Raw genomic sequence first — 23,939 nt, 5'->3', positions numbered from 1 at the left:
GATGCCGTCGTCCGATTCGAAAGATCAACTGCGGCGACTTGTGCGGATCTGGGTGGATGCGCTCACGTACGCGCTCGCTATCGCGGTACTCGTGACGGTCGTGGCGATGGTCGCCGGAATTGCGACCGGCGGCGGTGCGGTCCGCGGAAACGTGTTTTTGTTCGTCGTCGGTTGGATACTCCTGGCCTACACGACGGTCCGACTCTGGCCAACCTCTCCAGAGGATGTCGAACCGACGTCGCGGAGACGAGTCAGCGATTCGATATCCGATCGCGAGCCATCGACGCGGTTTCAGCGACTCGTCCGAGCTCTCCCCCCTGCTCGATGGGTTCGGGCACCGACACCCGAACACCGGATGACGGCGCCGGGAAAACTACTGCTCGGTAGCCTCCTGATCTTGCTGGTGTCGTTTTTGCTGGAGACGGCCGTTGGCATCGCCTGATCGACGGAAATCCGTGGCGTTCGGAAAAGAGTTAACCACCTCCTGACCACACACTGATCCATGAACGATAACATCAACGCCGACGATTCACGAACCCAGCGACGGCGTGATCCCGGCGGAGCCCAGACGGCAGCCTGGAAACAGACGCTCGACGATATGGACGCGATCGCCGAGCAACGCCGTGATGACGGGTGGGAGGTCGTCACCATCATGGCTGCACACACCGACACCGTGAGCCGCGACATGGGCGAGGACGATACGTTCGGTCTCATCCACGTCGTTCCGAACAATTACGCCGACCAATTTACGAACGTCTTCGACAGCGACGAGTTCACCGAGTATCTGGCGTACGGCAGCGCGATTGACGGGTTTATGTACGTGGTGACTGAGTTGCTCGACGCTGAGACCGATCGGTCGATTCTGATCGCCAGTCGGTACGATATGGCGCGCGCGGACGGAATGATCAAATCTGCAGAGGATGAGGGGGCGCTGTACACGCACGTCAAAACGATCGACGGGACAATCCTCGGGTCGTTCAGACACGAGGAGTACGCACCGCTGGTTTCCAGACCGAAATCGTAACTACGAGTTTCCCATCAACGTCGAGTATCCAGCCGTGTGAACGCTGATTTTCGGCCGTAATTCGATACCGACCGTCGTATCTCTCGACTAAACTGTTGATCCACACGGTCTAACAACAGTTCGGTTTTTGTTCACGATGGCAGCCCACCGATCGACACTTGGTAGACCGTTCCGAGAACCATCGCAATTGTCACCAGAAACAGCGAGAGTACCAATACGATATTCGCGAACACACCCAGTCCCAGTAAAGCGGTCACGAGGGCACCGACGGTAAGCACAACTGCGGAAACGGCCAAGTAGACGCCCAACTGCCCGATTTTCGTAATCAGCCACGGCGGATTGGAGTCATCAGTCGAAAACTCGGCGACGGACCCATCCCCGGTTTCGACGGACTGTTCCGCAGGTGCCTTGAGCGGTATCTGTCGGTTTCGAGACGGCCCGGACGCTCGCTCGAACTCCTGTCTTTCCCGTCGGTCTCCGACAGACGACAGCCGCTCCCGTCCGAACTGTGCCGGCCGTTTCGCCGTCTCACTCCCCCCGTCGGCGCCTTGGCCCATGCGATCATCTACTTCGTCAGGATCAAAAAACCACCGCGGCAGTCCACCGAGACGCTGGCGGACAGTTATCGGTGTGAGACGGCCGGAAATTTCCCTCCTTCCGGCACTGAACGCGAGGTGAATCGCTGGTTGGCAGCTGATCGGAAGACCAGATCCCGACGACGTCGACATCACTCGGTCAATCGAATCTCGTCGTATCTTTCCTGCGTATCACCGTTGAGATGGCACGCAGCCACCTGTCCGGTTCCACACCCCTCGAGTTCCGGGTTCTCGATCTCACAGACGGTTGTGAACTCGTCCGCAAGTCGTTCTTTCGCGCGTTCGTACTCCGCATCGAGTGCGTCCTCGAGCGTCGCTTCGGCGTGTGAATCGCCCAGCGGAGCGGGGATCTCGTACTCGGATCGGATCCACCGTTTGAGGTCGTCCGCGGCGACCGCGTCGGGGGTCGGCTCGTCGAGTTCCTCGTAGTGATCGTCGGATTCCATGACGCCGATCTCGACGATGCTCTCGAGATCGATCGACTCGCTTTCGACCTGTTTTCGGAACTGGAGGAGGCGTCGCCACGTATCCTGCGGGAGATCGATCCCGTCTGGGGGGATGACCTCCGGACAGCGCGTGTGGAATCGGCAGCCAGTCGGGGGCGCTGACGGGTCTGGAACATCGCCTTTGAGTTCGACGCCGAGTCCCCGATCGGTGGGGTCGGGCGTCGGAATGGCCGATAGCAGCGCTCGTGTGTAGGGGTGTTGTGGGTTCGAGAACAGTTCCTCCGTCGGACCGACTTCCACGAACTCACCCAGGTACATCACCGCGACGCGGTCACACACCTCGCGGACGACGTCGAGATCGTGGCTGATAATAATCACCGAGAGCCCCAGATCCTCCTGAAACTCGTCAATAAGGCGAAGGATTTCCGACTGGACGGAGACGTCGAGTGCGGAGACGGGCTCATCGGCAACGAGTAATTCGGGATTTACCGTGAGCGCTCGAGCCAGCCCGATCCGTTGTTTTTGTCCCCCGGAGAACTCGTGTGGGTAGCGTTTCATGTCCGCCGCCGAAAGACCGACCCGCTCGAGGAGGTCGCCGACGATCGCTCTGCGTCGGTCGCGGTCGGTCATCCCCTGAACCGTGAGGGGTTCCGCGACGGAATCGCCGATACTCATCCGGGGGTCGAAGCTCGAGTCGGGATCCTGAAAGATCAGCTGCACTTCCCTGCGGAACTGCCGGAGCTCCGCCGCGTCGTACTCGAGGATGTTCTCACCGTCGAAGATGATCTCGCCGTCCGTCGGTTCGTCGAGGCGGATCATCGACGATGCGGCGGTGGACTTCCCGCAGCCGGATTCGCCGACGATCCCGAACGTCTCGCCGCGCTCGAGTTCGAAACTGATACCGTCGACTGCGCGGGCGCGCCCGACTTCGGTGTTCAGTAATCCTTCTGTGATGGGGTAGTGCTTTTTCAGGTCGGTGACTCGTAACAGCGGTTCGTCGGTTCGACTCATCGTCGATCACCTCCGTCCACGCCGTCGGACGGTTCTGTCCGCTCAGAAGCGTCAAGATCGGTACCCAACACGGTGTTCGGATCCCGTCCCGGTTCGAAATGGACGCAGGATGTCGTGTGCTCCGCGGCGTTCCCGACCTGATGCATCGGCGGCTGGCCATCGTTTCGACAGTCGGCAACGTCGTGCGGACAGCGGTCGGCGAACCGACAGCCGGATGGCGGTGACCGGGGATCGGGCAGGTTACCGGGGATGCCACCCATCCCGCCTCGACCGGGAAGACAGTCGAGAAGCGCCCGGGTGTACGGATGCGCAGGAGACTCGAAGATCTCCAGTACCGGTCCCCGCTCCATGACCTTTCCGGCGTACATCACCACCACCCGATCGGCGATCTCGGCGACGACTCCCAGATCGTGGGTGATGAACAGCATCCCCATGTTCCGTTGTGCCTGTAGTTCCTTGAGTAGTTCCAGGATCTGTGCCTGTATCGTCACGTCGAGGGCCGTCGTCGGCTCGTCGGCGATCAACAGCTCCGGTTCGCACGCCAGCGCGATGGCGATGAGCACGCGCTGTTTCATCCCCCCGGAGAACTCGTGTGGGTAGTCGTCGAGTCTGGAACTGGCTTCGGGAATTCCGACTCGAGTGAGTAGCTTGACGGCGCGCTCTCGGGCCTCGTCTTTGGAGACGTCCGCGTGGAGTTGGATCGCTTCGCGGATCTGCCAACCGACCGTATACACCGGGTTAAGCGCTCCCTGCGGGTTCTGGAAGATATGACTCACCGTTCCACCCCGGACGCGACGGAGTTCGGCGTCGGACATCTCCGTGATCTCCTGGCCGTTGATCGTGATCGATCCCTCGGGAATATAGCCCGGCGGGGATTTGAACAGCCGCGTGATCGCTTCGCTGGTGACCGTCTTCCCCGAACCGCTCTCGCCGACGATGGCGACGGTTTCGCCGGGTTCGACTGTCAGCGAGACGCCGTCGACTGCTTTGACGTCCCCGTCGTCCGTGTGGAAGTACGTGTGGAGGTTCGAAACCTCCAGAAGCGGTTGCTCGGTTCGGCCATCCGATGCGCGTTCGTCGTCGGTCGTGCTGTCTTTTCGTATACTCATTCTCCGCTCCCCCCGTGTCTCGGGTCGAGCGCATCCCGAAGCGCGTCACCGAGGAAATTGAACGCGAGGATGGTGAAAAACAGGAAGACGCCCGGGATCGTCGAGATCCACCACGCGTTCTTCAGTTGGTTGCGACCGCCGGCGATCAATCGGCCCCAGGACGGAACCGTCGGATCTCCGAGTCCGAGGAACGCGATCGCCGCTTCGGCGAGGATAATCGTCGGTATCGTAAGCGATGCCGCAGTGATGAGACTGTTCGAGACGTTCGGCAGGAGGTGTCGGCGGATCGTCCAGAAGCTCGAGGCACCGGAGTTCTTCGCCGCCTTCATATAGGGTTCTTCACGGCGCTGAAGCGCTTCGGATCGCATGATTCGGGCGGACGATCCCCACCCGAACAGGCCGAAGATGAGAATCAGCACGAACAGGCTCCCGCTGAACGTGTACGCGAGCAACAGGAACAGGAAGAACGTCGGGAACGTCATCTGAATGTCGACGTAGCGCATCAACACCTCGTCGACGATTCCGCCGTAGTAGGCGGCTGTCAGGCCGACCGCTGCCGCGATCGAGATACTCATCATCGTCGCGATGAGTCCGACCTGCATGCTCACTTCCATGCCATGAATACTCGCCAGGAGGATGTCCTCGCCGGAGGACGTCGTTCCGAGCGGGTGCTGCCAGCTCCCCTGACACATCGTCACACCGCCCTCCACGGTCGTACCGCCGGGACAGTCGGTGCCGGTGATGTACGCTTCGATGGAGCCCCAGACCGGTGGCTGGTTTTCTAGACCCGGATTCGGTTCCGGAGCCGGAAGGATTCGAGAACCGATCACGCCGACCAGAAATATCACGATCAGGAACAGCCCGCTGATAACCGCTGCCGTGTTCTTTTTGAACTCCTTCCAGTAGTACTTCGTCATCCGCTTGTTCTCGTAGAGCGGAACGACACCGTAGTAGAACAAGAGCAGGAGGGTCATCGACCACAGCCAGTCGACTGCCGCCACCGTCTCGAGAACCGGAAACTCCGCGGGTCCTGTCTCGGCGACGAACCGCGAATACAGGTCGTACAGGACGCCGACCGTCCACACGCTCACGACGCCGAACCAGACGGTCTGCTTTTTCGATCGCGACGCGTCAGCGCGGTCTATTTCCTCCCAGTCGACTCGCTCGAACGTCGCGCTTGCACCGTCCGTATCCGTCGTCTCGTTGCTCATGACCGATCACCGTACTCGATTCGTGGATCGAGAACCGCGTACATGATGTCCTCTACGAGATTACCGATAATCGCGAGGAACGTCGGCAAGAGGATCGTGATCGCGACCAGATCGGTGTCCTGTCTGATGATGGCCTCGTACGATGCCAGTCCGATGCCGGGAATGCCGAATACCACCTCTATCAGGTACGAGCCGAACAACACCAGCCCGAGAATTCGCCCGACCATAATCGTCATCAGCGGGATCGACGCCGGTCGGAAAATGTGTTTGACGACGATCGTTCGACCGCTGACGCCCTTCGATTTCGCGGTCTTGACGAAATCCGCGTCGACGTACTCCAGGGCTTCGGCGCGCGCATAGCGCATGACCGAAGCGATCGCGCCGGTCATCAACACGAAGGTCGGCAGGATGAGCTGTTTGATATTCTCGGGACTGAGTATCCCGACGTATCGTTCACCCTCGAATTCTTGCCGGTAGAACGCCGGATGGCTATCGTCGGCCATCTCGAGTAGCGTCCAGCTTCCGTCAGCGGCCTTCGGTAGCGCGTGGTTCCAGCCGATATCGACCCAACCGAGGAACGAGCCGAAAATGACGAGCAACACGATTCCGAACCAGAAGTTCGGAATGCTGATGCCGAAGAACGCGACGAACGTCGCCGCGTAATCCTTCTTCGTGTACTGGTTGACCGCCGAGTAGAGGCCGATAGCGGTTCCGATGACCGTCGAGAGGACGATCGCGGGGACGCCGTACATCAACGAGTACGGAACCGTCTGGCGGACGACCTCGACAACGGGCTGGCTGTACTCGTACGACCAGCCCCAATCACCCTGAAAGACGTTCGTCAGGAAGTCGAAGTAGCGCTCGTGGAACGGCCGATCCAGCCCCCGGCGTTCCTTCGCGGCCTGGACGGCGGTGTCAGCGTCGACCCCGTCGACTGCCGCCTGGAACTCAGCCTGCATTATCTGTTGATTCGGAACCTGATCCATCAACACGAACGTTATCGTGAGGATGATGAACGACGCGAACCCGGCCCAGAGCGTCCGTCGAATGAGATACCATTTCATGGAAACAATATGTGTGCGTAAGTCCGTGGATATCTTTGATATCCGGTCACCGATCAGACTTCTTCGACCGTGAAATTATCGTTATCGCGAAGGACGTCACGAGCCGCAACGATATCGTCTTCGGTGATATCGATGCCGTAGACGGTGACCGCGGACTCGTCGTACCAATCGGACCACGTCGGCTGGAACGTGACTGCGGGGTCCGCCCGGCCGCGCTGGATCTCCTGGGTGATCGTCTCCTTGTCGACCACTCGAGCGATGGCCTCCCGACCGTCCCGTTCTCGAGTGAGGATGCTCCCGTTAGCCCGCTGGTTGAAAAAGAGGAAGCTAATGTAGGGGTCCTGTTGGTCTTCGACCCGAATCTCGTCGACGGCTTCCTCGAACTCCTGGATGTTCTCGCTCGGGAGTTCCATCCGGTCCGCTTCCCCGTTCCGGAACCGTTCGACCCGGGTCGGCTGCTCGGACTCGGTATCGAACCGGAACTGATCGAAGTACGGCGCGTCCGCCCACGCGTCGTCCATCACCCGGACGTTGCTGTCGTCGGTGTGGTCGCGAAGGTAGTAGTCGTCGTTGCGAACGGCGGTGAACGAGCCGCTCTGGCCCGCCGTCCGCTCCTCGAACGTGTACGCGCCGAGGTTCCCGGTCCAGGTGAACTCCTGGACTTCCGTCGACTGGCGGAGCGCCTCCGCGTCGGGCGCGTACTGTTCGTAGAGTTCCATCGGATAACAGTACTCGCCCCAGATGACCGGTCGGAGCGGGAACAGCGGATCCGGTTCGACGAGTTCGAGTTGGAACTCGAGGGGGCCGGTCCGTTCGACGTTCTCGACGTCCGTCCAGTCTCCGGGCTGTCCGGGTGGAAGTTCCTCGTTCCACGCGTCGCTCGCATCGTCGGCGACGCCGTGAATATACTCGATCTGGTAGACCCAGTCCTCCGCGGTCATCTGTCCGTAGCCGTTCCCGTCGGCATCGGTTCCGAACTCGAGGTTATCGCGGAGGGTACAGACCCACACCGCACCGTCACCGCTATCCTCGATGTCCATGAACAGCGGATACACCTCGTCGTTCGTATCGATCGTGTACGAAACGTCGCTGATGAGACCGGTCCGGTAGCTCGAGTTGTTGTCTTCCTGTTCTGGCAGGTAAGCCTCGTTGAACTGGTTACCCGTGAGCCAGGTGTAGTCGCCGCCGACGGTCTGCTCATCGCGATACCGGTTGATGTGATCGGGCACGTAGCCGTACAGGTTGAACTCGTCCTCGGTGTTGATGTTCTCGTCGAAGCCCCAGAACCGAAGCGATTGAGAGATGAAATTCGCCGGGAGTTCGTCCGTAAGCGCACCCATGATCTGATTCAAGAACTGCTGTTTCTCCGCTTGGGTCTCCGCGTTTCGGAAGTCCTCGTACAGTCCTGCCATGTCCACCTCCGGAACGTAGCCGTAAGCGTTCGTTCCCGAGTTTTTCAGCCAGAACGTGTCCGTGTTCCCCGGGGTTCGCGGATACGAGTTCGCGGCGATGCCGTAGAGCAGATCCCAGTCGGAGACCGTCCGCGTTCGGTCCGGCGGCCCGGCGTTGAACAGGCCCGGCGAGTACTCGAAGTCGTCCGGGTCCTCGTCGGGCAACGGCTCCGAACTGAAGTGGTCACCGATGAGTTGCGTCTCGCCTTGGAGGTCCAGTTCGACCCCGATGTACTCGAGGTCGCTCTTGATCTGGGACGCGATATCCTGGTGAGTGTCGCTCCCTTGCTCGAAAAATATGGTCAGTTCGATCCGGTCGCCGCCCGGACCGTACAGTTCCACGTCGGGTACGTCTATGTCCTCGTCCGAACTGTCGCCAAAACAGCCGGCAAGACCGGCAGCGGCACCGACACCCATCGTCTGGAGGACGCGTCGACGGGAACTCGTCGCTCGGAGTTTCGCACGAGTATTCGATGTGAGATCCGTTGGCATGGAATACACTCATGTTTTTCAACATTTATAGGTACCGGTAGATACTGCCAGGTGCTCGTCACTTCGCCCCTCAGTATTGTCCGCGTCGAAAGAGTCATTTAAACTACACCGCACTTCGCTCGCTCGCGGTCTACTTCAAATTCCGCTAAACAATTTTCGAGGCTCACGAAACTCCTTGTAGGTCGAAAGACGCACAGTGTCTTTCGTCATCACAAAACAGCTTCGCTGTGTCGAACGACTACGCTCGAAGTTATTGTTCGTCTGAAAATAGCGGGAGGTAGATTTGAACTACCGGTCTGCGGGTTATGAGCCCGCCGGAATCTCCTGGCTATCCCATCCCGCTATCACATCATAACCGAGTACCCTAGTTAAGGGTTGTGATTCGGGAGCCGTATGCGGGTTTCTACCGTTAGTCCCGATGAACCTTCCACGTGTAAAGGCTCTCACAGGTGTAGTTGACGAAAAATCCGATCGCGGTACCGATCAGGTTCGCCACCAGGTACCAGACGCCGAACAAGTTGACCAGGGTTGCGAGCACCGACAGGGTTACCAGAAACCCGGCGAACCGAACCGCGTTCGACCGCAGGAATCGCTTGCCGAGCGCTCGAGGCGTCATCGCGCCGTACTCCGAAAAGGTCCACCGTTCGTTGACCGCGAAGATAACCGCGATCGACAGCTCCCAGGAGATCACCTTGGCACCGACGGGGCCGAGCGCGGTCGACTCGACTAGCAGGACGAGAACGAGGTTGTCGACGGTCGCGCCGACGATTCCGACGCCGGCGAACTGACTGAACCGCGTCGTCGACAATAGCGCACGAAAGCGCGTCCGAACGGCTTCGGAAAGCGAGTCGCTCATCGTTGTGGGCTCCGTCGTCCGGTCACTCGTCGCCGCCGTCCGTCTCGCATGCGTTCGTATCGACCAAATGACTTCGGCTCCGGTATCCGTGTTGCGATCCTCGTTCGAATCGTCGCCGAAAATACGGGCAGACGGGAGCGCTCAGACACCGAGGGGCTGTGAGAAGAGAGGTGGCCTGCCCGCTCCCGATCGAGTCATCGTTTCAGAGCGCGAGGTCGGCTTTCGGCCGGATCACGTCTACGTCCTCGGCGTCGACACGGTCTACAGAGAGGAAGTGGGGGGTGAAGTTTCGTTTCTCGTAATCCTCGTACTCGTCCGGCGTACCGACGACACACCACAACTGGACCTTCTCGGGGCCGTGCCACTCCCCGTTTCGGTTGATCCCGAAACAGACCAGTTCCTCACCGTCGTAGTCGATGATGGCCCCCTTCCGAATTCCGGGATCGCCGTGGATGATAAGCTGCTTCATGCTCCGGCCTACTCGTGACGGTGGATTAAGCCCTTCGGAGTTCTCGCCGGCGGCGAACGCCGGACGAGCTAGCCGTTCGCGAGTCGGTGCCGTCGCGCGGCCCAGAGGTGGCGTACCGATCCGACGGTGAACGCGAGCGCCCCGAGGATCATCGGCGTATCACCGAGCGTCCGCGCCCACAGCAGCGTCTGGACGCGGTCTTGCTCGTAGAACTCGAGGCTCCGTGCGGCGGCGTAGCCGTCCTGATAGGACGTCTGGAGCTGCAAGAATCCGATCGGGAGCAGCGAGGCGACGGACATGACGACGAGTCCGATGTTGGTCAGCCAGAACGCGCCGCGGAACCACGTCGGATCCCAGTCCGATTCTGGCGTGACGACGCGCAGGATGTACGTCCCGAGTCCGAGCGCGAGCAGCCCGAACGCACCGAACATCGACGTGTGGGCGTGGGCAACGGTCAGGTAGGTTCCGTGTTCGTAGTAATTGATCAGCGGCAGGTTGACGAAAAAGCCGAGCACGCCGCCGCCAACGAAGTTCCAGATACTGCTGCCGGCGATGAACAACAACGGCAGCGTGTAGGGGAACGCCTCGCCCTGGGCTTTCAGCGACTGGTATTCGCCGAAGCTTCGGTAGAGGACGAACACCAGGGGGATGAACTCGAGCGTCGAGAACGTCGTTCCGACGGGAACCCAGATATCGGGCAGTCCGACCCACCAGTAGTGGTGGGAGACCCCGACGATGCCGGCCGCCATAATCGCGAACACCTCGAAGAGGATCGCCTTCTCCGCGTCAGCTTTGTCGATGAGTTCCATCGAGACCAGCGCGGCGGAGATCACGGCCGTGACGAAGAACTCGAAGACGCCCTCGACCCACATGTGAACGACCCACCAGCGCCAGAACTCCGTCACCGCCATGTTCGTCTCCGGCGTGTAGAGCATGCTCGCGGCGAACATGAGCGCGATGGAGCCGCCCGCGTAGGTCATGAAGTGACCCAGCCCGCTCGACGGTTCGTCGAGTTGACGGACGCCGCGCAGTACCAGCCCAGTCCAGGCGGCGAAGCCGGCCAGCAGTCCCAGTTTCCAGACGCGGCCGACCTCGAGGTACTCGAGGCCCTCGCTACCGAGCCACCACCAGAGATTGCCGTCGTCGTTTCCGGTCCCGGGCGAGCCGAACGTTCCGCGCGTCCCGAGCCAGACGCCGGCGAACGCCCCGACCGTGATCGCGACGAGCGCGACGAGCAGCGCGGTCGCGCCTTCGGCCTGCCAGGGTGGATCTCGCTCGCTGAACAGTCCGGGCAGGAAGAGCCCGCCCGCGAGCCACAGCGTCGTGATCCAGAGAATGCCGAGGTTGAGATGCCAGGTGCGACCCACCGAGAACGGCAACAGGGAGACGAGGTCGATCCCCAGCGCATCCCCGATCCCGTAGAAGCCGGTCCGCTCGACGTAGTAGTGCGCCAGATACGCGCCGACGAGCACCTGGGCGACGAACAGCGCACCGGCGACGGGGACGTACCGGGCCGCGGCGTACTGGGACGGCGTGACCGACACCGAGTCGGGCGACGGCACGTCGACGAGTTCGGTCGTCGGTTCGGCGACGTCGAAGGAGTGGTAAGCCCAGACGCCGATTCCGCCGCCGGCGATGAGCAGGACGACGCTGACGGTGCTCCAGACGACTACCTGTCCGGTCGGTCGGTTGTCGGCCGCGGGCACGTACGGCCAGTCGTTCGTGTAGGAGTGGTCCGAGTCCGGGCGGTTCGTGTGGGCCATCCACGCCGTCCAGCACGCGAAGTCGGCGATCCGTTCGGCCTGCTCGGGGGAGTCGACGTAACCTTGCGGGATTCCGCGGTCGGGAGCGCCTCCGTAGTAGCGGTCGACGTACCGATCTCGAATCCGCTTGTGTGCGTACACTTCCGCTGCCACGTATCGAGCGACGTCGCCCTCGGGTGCGTCGGCGTCAAGTTCGTCCTCGACGCGTTGGGAGACGGCCGCCCGGTCGGCGTCCTCGAGCGAGTCGAACGAGTCGACACCGTGCTGGCGCGCGTAGTACTCGCGCATGTACTTCGCTTTCGACTCGAGGGCGTCTGCCGTCAGATCGACCCCGAAGTACGAGCCGTTGCCCAGAATCGAGCCGTGGTCCATGAGTCCGTTAGCCTGAAACACTTTCTTTCCCGCGCGGACCTGCTCATCCGTCACGACGATACCTCCGTCCGGACCCCGGATCTCGTCGGGTATCGGCGGCGCTTTCGTTCGGGACACCCAGGCGCCGAGACTCATCGCGGCGAGGTTGGCGACGAACAGCCCCACCAGCGCGAGCGATCCGGTCGACTTCGAGCACAGCGTCTCGAGACCGATTTCGCGCTCCGCGCCCGTCCGGATCAGCATCGGGACCAGTTCGCGGAGGACGCGCTCCGTCGACACGCCGCCACCGCCGTCGCCGGCCCGAAGCAACGTCGTCGCAAGGTTCGCGACAGCAGGATCGATGCCGTCGTCAGAAACCAGCGTCGTCGCCGCGGCCGCCACCGCGACGGCCGACCGGAGACTCCCCTCGGGACCGCCGCTCGCGGTCGGGTTGGACGGTCCCGCGCTCGAGGTCGTCACCTCGGAGGTTCCCGGCTCCGGCCGCGGGTGATCGGACGGTCGCGCTCTCGATCCCGCTCCGCCGGACGGCCCCATCCTTGCTCGTGCCTCCGCCACGAGCGACGGGAGTTCCTCGACGAGGATGCGTTCGAGTTCGTGTCCGACCGCCACGGCGTCGCGTTCGAGAAGGTCCTCGAGCACGCTATCGGCCGGCTCGTCCGCCGTCCCATCCAGTTGCGCGCGGAGTCGGGAGCACACCTCGACGAGCGACTCGTCGGTACCCGGACCGTCGGTCGAACGGTCCGCGTCCGAGTCCGACACGCCTTCGGACACGAGTTCCTCGAGCAGGTCTTCCGCGTCGACGTCGAAACCGGCGGTCGCCAGCCGGGTTCGGATCCCCTCCAGCGTGCGCTCGTCCAGTCGATCCTCGTCGAGATCGTATCGGCGCAGGAAGTTCTCGAGGGCGCGGTCGAACGGGTCGGTCGGATCGGCGACGTCACCGCTCGAACCGTCCTCGAGCACCTCGTCGAGGTTCCGATCGAGCGATCGCTCGAGCAGTTCACTGGCGACCCGTTCGACGGCGTCGGTCGCCCGATCGCCGGCCGCATCGCGGATGCGAGTCGAGGCCGCATCGCGGGCGTCAGCCGAAGCGACGTCGCGGACCCGCATCGAGAGGCCACTGACGGTTTCCGCGCCCGACTCGAGTCGGGTCGCTACGTAGTCGGTCGACGGACGATCACGATCGTCGAGAATGCCGGTCCCCGGCAAGATGTTCGAGAGAGCCATCGTTGTGTTTTGTACCCCATTCTACGTGCTAACTGTGAGCACAATCCCGAATAAGTGCACACGCGTCAGTGGCCTGCCACTTAACTCCGGGCGAGCGTATCCGCCGGCGATCGACGGACGACGACGAACCAAACGGGTTTTAAACGGCGCTGTCTTAGCCCACGCCAAGTGAGATAACCATGCAGATGCCACGTCGTTTCAATACGTACTGTCCGCACTGTAACGAACACCACGAACACGAAGTCGAGAAGGCTCGATCGGGCCGTTCCTCCGGGATGAAATGGGACGCTCGCCGCACCCGACGTAACAGCGCAACCATCGGGAACTCCGGTCGCTTCTCGAAGGTTCCCGGCGGCGAAAAGCCGACCAAGAAAACCGACCTCAAGTACCGCTGCAGCGACTGCGGCAAGGCCCACCTCCGCGAGGGATGGCGCGCCGGCCGACTCGAGTTCCAGGAGTGATTACAATGGCAGGAAATTTCTACAGCGTTCGATGCAGTGACTGCGAGAACGAACAGACCGTCTTCGGCAAAGCGTCCTCGGAGGTCGCCTGTGCCGTCTGTGGCACGACGCTCGCGCGACCGACCGGCGGCAAAGCCGAGATCGACCACGAGATCCTAGAAACTGTCGAGTCACGATGAAATACAGCGGCTGGCCCGATTCCGGCGAACTCGTCGTCGGCAAGATCGACGAAATCGAGGACTTCGGCGTCTTCGTCGACCTCGAGGAGTATCAGGACAAACGCGGCCTGATCCACATCTCCGAGGTCGCAAGCGGCTGGATCAAGAACGTCCGCGATCACGTTCGCGAGGGTCAGATCGCCGTCTGTAAGGTCCTCGACGTCGACGAGGGATCCCAGCAGATCGACCTCTCGCTGAAAGACGTCAACGACCACCAGCGCTCCGATAAAATTCAGGAGTGGAAAAACGAGCAGAAGGCCGACAACTGGATGGAACTCGCCTTCGGCGAGGAGATGGACAACGAGATCTACACCGCCATCGCTAACGAACTGATCGCCATCCACGGCAGCCTCTACGACGGCTTCAAACAGGCTGCGATCCACGGAGAGGAAGCTCTCGAGGACACCGACCTCGACGACGATGAGATCGACGCCATCGTCGAAACCGCTCGCGAGAACGTCTCGGTGCCCTACGTCAACGTCACCGGCTACGTCGACCTCCAGAACCCGTCGCCAAGCGGTGTCGACGGGATCCGCGAGGCGCTTTCGGCTGCCGAAGGCAACGGTGAGGTCCCCGAGGAAGTCGACCTCGAGGTCAGCTACGTCGGTGCACCCGAGTACCGGATCAAGGTGAAAGCGCCCAACTACAAGACCGCCGAATCCCAACTCGAGGAGAGCGCTCGACGCGCGGTCGCGGCGATCGAATCCCACGACGGCACGGGCGAGTACCACCGCGAGCGACGGACCGACGACGAATAACGTATGAAGTCCGACATTCGGGTGTGTTCGGCGTGGCGCGAAACGCACGACCGTCCGGTGTACACCTTTTCTGATAGCTGTCCGGACTGTGGTGGCGACACGGCGAACAGCGCCCCGGCACCGTTCGATCCGAACGATCCACACGGCGAGTACCGACGCGCTCTTAAACGTCGCAATCGCTGATAGAGTATGGACGAACTCGAGATCGACGCAGTCGCCGAGGTCGACGTAGACGACCCCGTACTCGTCGAGGGGCTGCCGGGTGTGGGACACGTCGGAAGTCTCGCCGTCGAGCACCTGCTCGAGGAACTCGAGGGCGACAGTACGCTCGTACGCCGGGTCTACTCCCGCGAGTTCCCGCCGCAGGTAAGCGTCGAGAACGGCGTCTCGGAACTGACGTGTGCGAAAGTGTACGCCGTCTCCGTTCCCGACGGCCGCGATCTGCTGCTCTTGACCGGCGATCATCAGGCCCAGACGAACGAGGGCCACTACGTGTTGACCGACGCGTTCCTCGACATCGCCGAGGAGTTCGGCGCGAACGAAGTGTACGCACTGGGCGGCGTCCCGACCGGCGAACTCATCGACGAGTACGCCGTCGTCGGTGCCGTCAGCCACGAATCGCTGCTCGCAGAACTCGAGGAGGCCGGGGTCGAGTTCCGCGACGACGAGCCCGCGGGCGGCATCGTCGGCGTCTCGGGGCTCATGCTCGGACTGGGCGAGCGCCGCGGGTTCGACGCCGGCTGCCTGATGGGCGAAACCAGCGGCTATCTGGTCGATCCCAAGAGCGCCCGAGCGGTCCTCGAGATCCTCGAGACGGTGCTCGACTTCGACCTCGAGTACGAGACGTTGGACGAGCGCGCCGACGAGATGGAGGACGTTATCGGCAAAATCCAGGAGATGGAACAACAACAGCAGATGGACGTGCCGACGGACGACGATCTCCGGTATATCGGCTAGTCTCGGTCAGTACGCGACCGCTGTTGGACCGGCGTCGATATCGATTCGCATCCGTTCTCTGCATTCGGAGCTGTTGTTACGGCCGTGAAAAGGCGGTGTGTACTTCGAGAGAACTCGGATTCTGCTTATATATACAGCATGGATATCACCGGCTATGGCAACTGACTCGCAGCTGAAAGCCGCCGGCTTGTGTCGAAACTGCGGAAAAGCGCTCGCAGTGTGGCAGTCCCCGAACGGAGACGTCTCCCCGATCGGCTCCCGACAGGGCTGTACCTGCGGTAGCACGGAGTTTCGACTGCTATAGGAACCGATACTCGGGGTTCTCCGTCAGCACGGTATCGACTCGAACACGCCGCACAGTCCGGCCGTCGTCGCGTCGGCAATCGCTGGACCGAGCAACAGAAAGAGTGCGAGCAACACGACGGCGAACAGCCCGATAAGCCTCCCAACCATATGGTAACATACATCATGGCAGAGTATAATAGTATCTGCGTAACGGTCGACTATCACGCTCGCTGATCCATTCCCTTTTAGAATCCGACTGAGCGCAACAGGCGATCTGTGCCACCTGTGGGCACCGGCTCACCTGTTGCCGTCCGGGGCGAGCGCGTCGACCACTCGACAGGCGTTTTTCGAGAACGTTCGCCAGAGTTTGTCTTCCGGGACGTCGAGCGTGAGAATTTCCATGACGGCGACGTCGGGATGGCACGCGGGAGCGCCGCTTCCGAAGAGCACTCGGTCCGGGTGCTCGAGCAGCGCGCGCTCGAGCAGGTCCCGATAGCGGACGAAACTCGTCTCGAGGTAGCAGTCGTCGTAGGTCTCGAGGAGGTCGATCATGTCGGCCATGAGCGAGCGTTCGAGGGGATGACCGCCGAAGTGGGCCACGATGACGGGAAACGAGCGCTCGAGCAGGGTGGTCGCGAGCTGGTCTGGTGGGGCGTCGACCCCGCCGCGGACGAGTACGGGGAGGTCGCCGTCCTCGAGCGCGGTGAGAACGTTCTCGTCGGGATAATCGTCGACGCCGGGATCGAGAACGAAGCCGTGAAACCGATCGTCGTACGCGTACTTTTCGATGTCTTCGGGCGTCGTGTGATACTCCTCGCGGCTGCTGACGGCGTTTCGAAGTCGTCCCGTCACGGAGGTCTCCGGCCCTTGCGTCCCGTTGATACGGGCGACGGCGACGAACGGGCGGTCGACGCTATGCCGGGCGACGCCGTTGTTCGGCGCGACGTAACTCGTCGCCGCTCTGGCGGGTGGGAAGACCACCGATCTGGTGATCCCCGCCTGGTGCATCTCCCGCTCGAGTCGGTCCGGAGAGATCGGCCGCCCGCCAACGAATTCGGATGCATCGCTCGCTGGCAACCGCACGTGGACGTCGACGACGCGAAACCCGTGTTCCAACTCGAGCATCCTTGCAGGGTGTTTCCAACGGAACCATATTTTGCTACCGGCTCCGAACGGAGTGCGACGCCGCTCGATGTTCGTGTGCGCGCGAGCCCGTTCAATTCGCGCAATCGCCAGACGGAGTGGAGTCGTTAGCGAAACTCTTATATAGAAGTGCTGACGACATAGTTAGTGAGGATTCAACTATGGCACAACAGCGACGCATGGGCGGGCAGCCCATGTTCATTATGAGCGAGGACAGTCAGCGAACGCAGGGCCGAGACGCCCAGTCGTCCAACATCATGGCCGGCAAGGCGGTCGCCGAAGCGGTACGGACGACGCTCGGACCCCGCGGGATGGACAAGATGCTCGTCGACTCCGGCGGTGAGGTCGTCATCACCAACGACGGGGCGACCATCCTGAACGAGATGGACATCGAACATCCCGCAGCCCAGATGATCGTCGAAGTCGCCGATTCCCAAGAAGAGGAGGTCGGTGATGGGACGACGACGGCGGCCGTGATCGCTGGCAACCTTCTCGGCGAGGCCGAAGACCTCATCGAACAGGACGTCCACGCGACGACGATCGTCGAAGGCTATCACGAGGCGTCCGAGATCGCCCTCGAAGCGATCGCAGAGCAGATCAGCGAGGAGACGGTCGACGACGAGATCCTGAAACAGGTCGGCGAGTCGAGCATGACCGGCAAAGGGACCGGCGGCCTCACGGCCGAGTCGCTGGCCGAGACGGTCGTCGAAGCCATCCGCCACGTCGAGACCGACACCGGCGTCGCGCGCGACAACGTCGCGGTTCACACGCAGATCGGTGCCTCTTCGAACGCGACGGAGCTCGTTCCCGGTATCGTCCTCGACGAGGAGCCCGCCCACGAGAGCATGCCTCGAGAGATCGAGGACGCCTCGCTCGCCGTCCTCGACGTCGAACTCGGCGTTCGAACGGGCGAGATCGACGCCGAGTACGCAATCGACTCGATCGATCAGCTCAACACCGCGATCGACGCCGAGGAGAGCGAGGTTCGGGGCTACGCCGAAACGATCGCCGAAAGCGGTGCTGACGTCGTCTTTACGACCGACGACGTCGACGACCGCGTCGCCTCCTTCCTCGCCGGCGAGGGCGTTCTCGTCTTCGAGAACATCGGCAACAGCGACGCCCGCGACATCGTCTCCGCGACCGGTGCCCGCCGCGTCGGTGCCCTCGACGACCTCGAGGAATCCGACTTCGGACACGCCGACCGCATCCGCTCGGAGAACTACGGCGACGACGACCTCGTGTTCATCGAGGGCGGTGCGGCCGCCGAGACCGTCACCGTCTTCGTCCGCGGCGGTACCGAACACGTCGTCGACGAACTCGAGCGCGCCATCGATGACGCACTCGACGTCGTCGCGACCGCGCTCGCCTCCGGCGAAGTCGTTCCCGGGGCCGGCGCGACCGAAATCGCCATCGCGGACAAGATCCGCCAGGAAGCAGCGGGTATCGAGGGCCGCAAACAGCTCGCCGTAACGGCGTTCGCCGACGCGCTGGATATCATCCCGCGCACGCTCGCCGCCAACACCGGCCAGGATCCCATCGACGCACTCGTGGACCTTCGTGCCGCCCACGAGTCCGAGGGTCGGGCCGGCCTGATCACGACCGGTGAGGACGTCACCATCGACGATCCGTTCGAGTACGGCGTCGTCGACCCCGCCGACGTCAAGCGCGAGGCCGTCGAAAGCGCGACCGAGGCCGCGACGATGATTGTCCGCATCGACGACGTCATCGCCGCCGAATAAAGCCGTCTACCGCCGTTTCCGTTTTTTGCGGTCTCACTCGAGTTGGTCGTCACCGGTATCGTCCGGGCCCTACTTTCCAGCCGGACTGGTTGCCTCGAGGACGACCCGATCACCGGTCTCGAGCCCGAACGCCGCCTCGCCACGGCCCCGGTTGACGTCGAGTTCGACGTAGCCGTGGCTGCCGACGGTCGCGATTCGATTACCGATCGGCACGGCGGCGAACGTCTCGCCCACCGGAACGGCCTCGCCGTTCGCGACGACTCGGTCGCGTCCCGCGAGGAAGTCGCCGGGAACGTTCGTAACGACGTTCCCGAAGTCATCGACGACCAGCACCTCGCCCGTCGCGCGCTCGTCTTCGAGTGCTGCATCGGGAAGCTCGAGATCGACGGCCGACCCCTCGAGCGGCGAGAGCCACCCCAGATCGCCGAGGTCCTCGATGGCGGTCTCGTGAACGCCCGCAGCCGCGGGCGCGAAGACATCTCGACCGTGGAACGTGTTGCTCGCCGGTCCAGCGCCCGTTTCGGCGGTAGCCGTGACGGACGGCCCCGATCCGGCCGGTTCGACGGGCTCGAGGCGACGCTCGTCGATCAAGTAGGTCTCGAGGTCGGCGTCACCGGCGAGCCGTCGCGCGGCGGGGAGCAGGACGCCGTTGTCGGGACCGACGAGCGCGTGCTCGCCAGCGCGGACGACGAGCGCGTTGCGGTCGGTCCCGACGCCGGGGTCGACCACGACGAGGTGGGTCGCCGGTGGAAAGTACGGCAACACCTCCCGGAGCCAGAAGGCGGCGGCGCGGACGTCCTGCCGGGGGAAGTCGTGGGCCACGTCGATCAGTTCGGCGTCGGTTCGGTGACGGAGGACGCCCTTCATCGCCGCGGGGTAGGGCGTGCCGAAGTCGGACGCGAGCGTGATCACGACGTGGAGTAGGTCCCGATCGCTAAAAATCGATGCGTCTCGGATCGGCGTCGGGTCAGGAGACGGTCGTGCCCGGACCGAGACCGTCGAGGCGGGACGAGACGGTGGGATCGCGCCGCTCGAGCGCGTTACGCGCCGTTCGAGTCCGAGCCGCTGATCATCTGGATGCGCTCGATACCGTCGATTTCCCTGATGACGCCGACGACGGCTTCGGGAACGAGCGTCTCCCAGTCGCCGCCGGTAATCATCCGTTCGCGGACCTCACTGCCCTCGAGTACCTCGCGGTTGAACATCGGCGACTGACGGATCTCGATATCGGCTTCCCGGAACAGTTGAATCACGAGCGGGTTGTTCGAGTAGGCGACGTCGAAATCGGGGCTCATGCTCTGGACGTGGCTCACCCAGACGGAATTGCGCTCCAAGTCCTCGATGGGAACGGCGTACGTCACGAGGTCGTGATCGACGAGAGCCTTCGTGATCATCATGATTCGTTCGCCGGCCGTGAACGGATTCCGGACGGTGTGTGAATCGTCGGCGCTCCCGATCCCGAGAACGAGTTCGTCGACGTCCTCGGCGATCTGCTCGACCATACTGAGGTGACCGTTGTGGAAGGGCTGAAAACGGCCAATGTAGAACCCCCGGCTCATGCCAAACCCTGTTCGGGCAGCGTGCTTAAGCGTGGCGAGTCTTCGACCCGATCGGCCCGCTCGCAGCCGTCGCGTCTCGAGTGGCCGGTTCGAGCGGATCGTTCCGGACATATTTCACTTGTGAAACCGTCGGATAAAAACGACGGTCAGGATTCCCGATCACCGCTGTCGGACGCTGTAGGTCCCGGTTTCAGCCACTGTCACCATCCTCCGCATGGAGAAAGTATATCAGTCCCAATCCCTTCGAGTCAGGTACTGAACAGAGTTCTATGAGTAACGATACGAACGTTGACGACCCTCCCGAAGACGTTACTGGCACCGGGTCTGAGCCTGACGAGGAGCAGGCACAGCCTCACCAGCAGGAGCCAGAGCGTCAGGGAGAACGGTCGCCGCCCGATGAGGACGGCGACCAGCGCGACGACGTCGACGGTGATGAGTTCGAGGATCCGATAGACGAGTTCGAGTCTGACGCATCCGAAGCGGAGGACGATATCGAAACCGTCAACGACCTCGGGAGTACGGTCGAAGTCGATCCCGGCGTCGAAGTCGACGAAGAGATCGCCGAAGACGACCTCCTCGGCGGTCTTCAGATCGACTCGACGGATGATATCGAAGTCCCGGATCGACTCGTCGACCAGGTCATCGGGCAGGACGAGGCACGGGACATCATCATCAAAGCGGCGAAACAGCGCCGCCACGTCATGATGATCGGATCGCCGGGGACCGGAAAGTCGATGCTGGCGAAAGCGATGAGCCAGCTGCTTCCGAAAGAAGACCTTCAGGACGTCTTGGTCTACCACAACCCGGACGACGGTAACGCGCCGAAGGTCCGAACTGTCCCCGCGGGGAAGGGCGAACAGATCATCGACGCCCACAAGGAAGAAGCCCGCAAGCGCAACCAGATGCGCTCGATCCTGATGTGGGTCATCATCGCGATCATCATCGGCTACGCGATTCTTAGCCCGGCCAGCATCCTGCTCGGCATCCTCGCGGCGGGTATCGTCTGGCTGATCTTCCGCTACACCTCCCGCGGCACGGACGCGATGGTGCCCAACATGATCGTCAACAACGGCGACAAGCGCACCGCGCCGTTCGAGGACGCGACCGGTGCCCACGCCGGCGCACTGCTGGGCGACGTCCGCCACGACCCGTTCCAGTCCGGCGGGATGGAGACGCCGTCTCACGACCGCGTCGAACCGGGCTCGATCCACAAGTCCAACAAGGGCGTGTTGTTCGTCGACGAGATCAACACGCTCGACGTCCGCACCCAGCAGAAGCTGATGACGGCGATCCAGGAGGGCGAGTTCTCGATTACGGGCCAGTCCGAGCGCTCCTCGGGCGCGATGGTCCAGACCGAACCCGTCCCCTGTGACTTCATCATGATCGCCGCGGGGAACCTGGACGCGATGGAGAACATGCACCCCGCACTCCGTAACCGAGTCAAAGGATACGGCTACGAGGTGTACATGGAGGATACCATCGAGGACACCCCCGAGATGCGGCGCAAGTACGCCCGCTTCATCGCCCAGGAGGTCGAACGCGACGGTCGCCTCCCCCACTTCACCGCCGACGCCGTCGAGGAGCTCATCCTCGAGTCCAAGCGTCGCTCGGGTCGGAAGAACCACCTGACGCTTCACTTCCGCAGCCTGGGTGGGCTGGTCCGCGTCGCCGGCGACATCGCCCGCGCCGAGGACCGAGAGCGAACCACCCGCGACGACGTCTTGCAGGCCAAACGCCGCTCCCGGTCGATCGAGCAACAGCTCGCCGACGACTACATCGAACGGCGCAAGGACTACGAACTGCAGGTCACCAAAGACGGCGTCGAGGGTCGCGTCAACGGCCTCGCCGTCATGGGTGAAGACTCCGGTATCATGCTCCCCGTCATGGCCGAAATCGCCCCCGCTCAGGGACCGGGCCAAGTCATCGCGACGGGCCAACTCAAGGAGATGGCCGAGGAGTCCGTCCAGAACGTCTCGGCGATCATCAAGAAGTTCTCGGACGTGAACCTCTCGGAGAAGGACATCCACATCCAGTTCGTCCAGGCCGGCGAGGGCGGCGTCGACGGCGACTCCGCCTCCATCACGGTGGCGACCGCCGTCATCAGCGCCCTCGAGGACATTCCGGTCGACCAGTCGATCGCGATGACCGGATCGCTGTCGGTGCGGGGCGACGTGCTCCCGGTCGGCGGGGTCACCCACAAGATCGAAGCCGCCGCCAAAGCCGGCTGCAAGACGGTCATCATCCCCAAGGCTAACGAACAAGACGTCATGATCGAAGACGAGTACGAGGAGATGATCGAGATCATCCCCTGTTCGAACATCAGCGAGGTCCTCGAGGTTGCCCTTATCGGCCAACCCGAGAAGGACTCGCTGCTCGATCGGCTCAAGTCGATCACCGGCACCGCCTTCGACCAGGGCTCCGTCGGCTCCGCGAGCGGCTCGAACCCGAGCCCACAATAGATGGCCGCCTGGGCGACGTTCGCCGGAATCACGGGCGTCGTCCTCGTCTTGTTACTCGTTCTTTCACGTCAGACGCAGTCCGCGTTTTCCGACTCGGATGACGACAGCCTCGAGCGACCGGAGTCGTCCGCCACCGACGCTTCTCTCGGGACGGATGCCGATCTCGAGGCCGATCTCGACACCGGCGAGAAACGAGTATCTTCGGACACGTCGCCTGATACGCGGAGCGAACGCGGCGGACCCCGCCAGTCGGAGGAGTTCGATCCCGAGTCGTTGTCGACCGCCGAACTGCTGGCGAACGTCGCGCTCTCGCAGGGGCTGTTCGCGATCGTTTTGATCGGGGCGGTGATCTACGCGGGGATTCCAGCCGACGCGCTGGGGATCGAGTTCTCGCGGTCGTTTCTCGAGCGGGGACTGGTGGTGGGAACGGCGTCCGGGCTCGCACTCTACGTCGCGAACGAGATCGGTGCGGCGGTCTCGACCCGGTTCGGGTTCGATCATGACGAGGATCTTCGCGAACTGCTGGCCCCGGAAACGCTATCGGGCTGGCTCGCCCTCCTGGTGATCGTCCTCCCCATCATCGCATTTTTCGAGGAGCTGCTCTTTCGGGCGGCGCTGATCGGCGCTCTCTCGGCCGGCTTCGGCATCTCGCCGTGGCTACTTGCCGTCGGTTCGTCGGTCGCCTTCGCCGCCGGCCACGGAATGCAGGGCTCCGTCGGTGTCGTCGTCACCGGCCTTCTCGGGTTCGTTCTCGCGGCGATCTTTGTGGTCACCGGAAGCCTTCTCGCGGTCGTCGTCGCCCACTATCTGATCAACGCCCTCGAGTTCGCAGTTCACGAAGGAGTCGGCTTCGAGTGGGCTCAGACCCTCGAAAGCTAAGGGATGGGACCCCTTTGATGGGGTATGAGCGCTCTCGACGACGTTCCGGAGTCCGTCTCTCGGCTCATCACCCTCGGGATCGTGTTCTATTTTGCGCTGTTGGTGTACGCGATGACCGCAAACGAGCCGCTGGCGATGTACGCGGCGGAGTTCGTCTTCGGCGTCATCGCAGTCGGCGTGGGGACCGTTTTGTATCTTCAGTACGATACGAACGGGGGATCGACGGCGATACTGGGCGCGGCCGTCTGTCTCGTAATCGGTGGAATGCTCCAGTTCGCGCACCTGTTTACCCGTATCCCGATACTCGACGAGGCGTCCTCGCTCGTCGTCTTCGTCGGGATCGGACTCTATATCTATACGATATTGTACGCCGATTGAGGGCCCGAACTGACG

The 23,939-nt window shown here is 62.5% G+C and carries 24 protein-coding genes and 1 tRNA gene; 11 read left to right on the top strand and 14 right to left on the bottom strand.

Annotation, left to right across the window (positions count from 1 at the left end; translation table 11 throughout):
- Window position 1: 1 nt before the first annotated feature.
- On the top strand, window positions 2-442 hold the full coding sequence (locus DWB23_RS07645; RefSeq protein ID WP_162989770.1) for a DUF7555 family protein: 441 nt from the start codon (window positions 2-4) through the stop codon (window positions 440-442).
- A 60-nt stretch (window positions 443-502) separates the two neighbouring features.
- A complete protein-coding gene (locus DWB23_RS07640) occupies window positions 503-1,024 on the top strand; it encodes a DUF7529 family protein (RefSeq protein WP_121742229.1) in 522 nt (173 codons plus the stop codon).
- Between the two features lie 131 nt (window positions 1,025-1,155).
- Here the strand turns inward: DWB23_RS07640 and DWB23_RS07635 are convergent, their stop codons facing one another.
- The 10 genes from DWB23_RS07635 to DWB23_RS07590 all read right to left on the bottom strand — a co-directional run bounded on the left by DWB23_RS07635 (window position 1,156) and on the right by DWB23_RS07590 (window position 13,088).
- Window positions 1,156-1,752 carry a hypothetical protein gene (locus tag DWB23_RS07635; RefSeq protein ID WP_162989769.1) on the bottom strand — a complete coding sequence of 199 codons (597 nt, stop codon included), beginning with the start codon at window positions 1,750-1,752 and terminating at the stop codon, window positions 1,156-1,158.
- The gene (locus DWB23_RS07630) at window positions 1,752-3,077 is read right to left on the bottom strand and encodes an ABC transporter ATP-binding protein (protein ID WP_121742227.1); all 1,326 of its coding nucleotides are present in this window, start codon (window positions 3,075-3,077) and stop codon (window positions 1,752-1,754) included. The genes DWB23_RS07635 and DWB23_RS07630 overlap by 1 nt, the downstream gene beginning before the upstream one ends.
- Entirely contained in the window at window positions 3,074-4,186 is a 1,113-nt protein-coding gene (locus DWB23_RS07625) for an ABC transporter ATP-binding protein (protein WP_121742226.1), read from the bottom strand. The genes DWB23_RS07630 and DWB23_RS07625 overlap by 4 nt, the downstream gene beginning before the upstream one ends.
- Window positions 4,183-5,397, bottom strand: a complete 1,215-nt coding sequence (locus tag DWB23_RS07620) for an ABC transporter permease (RefSeq protein ID WP_121742225.1) — start codon at window positions 5,395-5,397, stop codon at window positions 4,183-4,185. The genes DWB23_RS07625 and DWB23_RS07620 overlap by 4 nt, the downstream gene beginning before the upstream one ends.
- Entirely contained in the window at window positions 5,394-6,461 is a 1,068-nt protein-coding gene (locus tag DWB23_RS07615) for an ABC transporter permease (RefSeq protein WP_121742224.1), read from the bottom strand. Before DWB23_RS07615 ends, DWB23_RS07620 begins: the two co-directional genes overlap by 4 nt.
- 53 nt (window positions 6,462-6,514) lie before the next feature.
- Entirely contained in the window at window positions 6,515-8,404 is a 1,890-nt protein-coding gene (locus DWB23_RS07610; protein ID WP_121742223.1) for an ABC transporter substrate-binding protein, read from the bottom strand.
- 268 nt (window positions 8,405-8,672) lie between these two features.
- A tRNA-Met gene (locus DWB23_RS07605) sits at window positions 8,673-8,747 on the bottom strand.
- Between the two features lie 66 nt (window positions 8,748-8,813).
- Window positions 8,814-9,260: a GtrA family protein gene (locus tag DWB23_RS07600; protein ID WP_121742222.1), complete on the bottom strand. Its 447-nt coding sequence runs from the start codon at window positions 9,258-9,260 to the stop codon at window positions 8,814-8,816.
- Window positions 9,261-9,462: 202 nt separating this feature from the next.
- On the bottom strand, window positions 9,463-9,729 hold the full coding sequence (locus tag DWB23_RS07595; protein WP_121742221.1) for an HAH_0734 family protein: 267 nt from the start codon (window positions 9,727-9,729) through the stop codon (window positions 9,463-9,465).
- A gap of 68 nt (window positions 9,730-9,797) precedes the next feature.
- Window positions 9,798-13,088 (bottom strand): nitric-oxide reductase large subunit, encoded by a 3,291-nt coding sequence (locus DWB23_RS07590; protein ID WP_121742220.1) that lies wholly within the window; start codon window positions 13,086-13,088, stop codon window positions 9,798-9,800.
- A gap of 179 nt (window positions 13,089-13,267) precedes the next feature.
- On the opposite strand from DWB23_RS07590, the gene DWB23_RS07585 reads away from it, so the two are divergent.
- The 5 genes from DWB23_RS07585 to DWB23_RS07565 are packed head-to-tail and all read left to right on the top strand — an operon-like array spanning window position 13,268 to window position 15,482.
- Complete coding sequence (locus DWB23_RS07585) at window positions 13,268-13,549, top strand: 50S ribosomal protein L44e (protein ID WP_121742219.1); 282 nt, start codon at window positions 13,268-13,270, stop codon at window positions 13,547-13,549.
- Window positions 13,550-13,554: 5 nt separating this feature from the next.
- Window positions 13,555-13,728 (top strand): 30S ribosomal protein S27e, encoded by a 174-nt coding sequence (locus DWB23_RS07580; protein WP_006089161.1) that lies wholly within the window; start codon window positions 13,555-13,557, stop codon window positions 13,726-13,728.
- Window positions 13,725-14,525, top strand: a complete 801-nt coding sequence (locus tag DWB23_RS07575; RefSeq protein WP_121742218.1) for a translation initiation factor IF-2 subunit alpha — start codon at window positions 13,725-13,727, stop codon at window positions 14,523-14,525. Before DWB23_RS07580 ends, DWB23_RS07575 begins: the two co-directional genes overlap by 4 nt.
- 3 nt (window positions 14,526-14,528) lie before the next feature.
- A complete protein-coding gene (locus DWB23_RS07570; RefSeq protein WP_121742217.1) occupies window positions 14,529-14,708 on the top strand; it encodes an RNA-protein complex protein Nop10 in 180 nt (59 codons plus the stop codon).
- A gap of 6 nt (window positions 14,709-14,714) precedes the next feature.
- Window positions 14,715-15,482, top strand: coding sequence for a proteasome assembly chaperone family protein (locus tag DWB23_RS07565; protein ID WP_121742216.1), 768 nt, complete (start codon window positions 14,715-14,717; stop codon window positions 15,480-15,482).
- Window positions 15,483-15,809: 327 nt separating this feature from the next.
- Here DWB23_RS07565 and DWB23_RS23710 read toward each other — a convergent pair whose 3' ends face one another.
- Together DWB23_RS23710 and DWB23_RS07560 are read right to left on the bottom strand one after the other, a co-directional pair.
- Window positions 15,810-15,935, bottom strand: coding sequence for a hypothetical protein (locus tag DWB23_RS23710; RefSeq protein WP_275086293.1), 126 nt, complete (start codon window positions 15,933-15,935; stop codon window positions 15,810-15,812).
- A gap of 129 nt (window positions 15,936-16,064) precedes the next feature.
- The gene (locus DWB23_RS07560; RefSeq protein ID WP_121742215.1) at window positions 16,065-16,892 is read right to left on the bottom strand and encodes an amidohydrolase family protein; all 828 of its coding nucleotides are present in this window, start codon (window positions 16,890-16,892) and stop codon (window positions 16,065-16,067) included.
- A 212-nt stretch (window positions 16,893-17,104) separates the two neighbouring features.
- Between DWB23_RS07560 and thsA the strand changes: the two genes are divergently transcribed.
- Window positions 17,105-18,649, top strand: a complete 1,545-nt coding sequence (thsA, locus tag DWB23_RS07555; protein ID WP_121742214.1) for a thermosome subunit alpha — start codon at window positions 17,105-17,107, stop codon at window positions 18,647-18,649.
- Window positions 18,650-18,718: 69 nt separating this feature from the next.
- On the opposite strand, the gene DWB23_RS07550 is transcribed toward thsA, so the two are convergent.
- Both DWB23_RS07550 and DWB23_RS07545 read right to left on the bottom strand, forming a co-directional pair.
- Window positions 18,719-19,561 carry an SAM hydrolase/SAM-dependent halogenase family protein gene (locus tag DWB23_RS07550; protein WP_121742213.1) on the bottom strand — a complete coding sequence of 281 codons (843 nt, stop codon included), beginning with the start codon at window positions 19,559-19,561 and terminating at the stop codon, window positions 18,719-18,721.
- A 128-nt stretch (window positions 19,562-19,689) separates the two neighbouring features.
- Window positions 19,690-20,208, bottom strand: a complete 519-nt coding sequence (locus DWB23_RS07545; RefSeq protein WP_121742212.1) for a nicotinamide-nucleotide adenylyltransferase — start codon at window positions 20,206-20,208, stop codon at window positions 19,690-19,692.
- A gap of 269 nt (window positions 20,209-20,477) precedes the next feature.
- Here DWB23_RS07545 and lonB point away from each other — a divergent pair, with 269 nt between their 5' ends.
- From lonB to DWB23_RS07530, 3 genes are read left to right on the top strand one after another with little or no spacing between them, the layout of a single operon-like run.
- Complete coding sequence (gene lonB / locus DWB23_RS07540) at window positions 20,478-22,667, top strand: ATP-dependent protease LonB (RefSeq protein ID WP_121742211.1); 2,190 nt, start codon at window positions 20,478-20,480, stop codon at window positions 22,665-22,667.
- Window positions 22,668-23,546, top strand: coding sequence for a CPBP family intramembrane glutamic endopeptidase (locus DWB23_RS07535; RefSeq protein ID WP_121742210.1), 879 nt, complete (start codon window positions 22,668-22,670; stop codon window positions 23,544-23,546).
- A gap of 24 nt (window positions 23,547-23,570) precedes the next feature.
- Window positions 23,571-23,924 carry a hypothetical protein gene (locus DWB23_RS07530; RefSeq protein WP_121742209.1) on the top strand — a complete coding sequence of 118 codons (354 nt, stop codon included), beginning with the start codon at window positions 23,571-23,573 and terminating at the stop codon, window positions 23,922-23,924.
- Window positions 23,925-23,939: the final 15 nt, after the last annotated feature.

Origin of the sequence: Natronorubrum halophilum (assembly GCF_003670115.1) — an archaeon.
Lineage (GTDB): Archaea > Halobacteriota > Halobacteria > Halobacteriales > Natrialbaceae > Natronorubrum > Natronorubrum halophilum.
The sequence above is the reverse complement of the archived record's forward strand: the minus strand, read 5'-3'. Positions and strand labels throughout refer to the sequence as shown.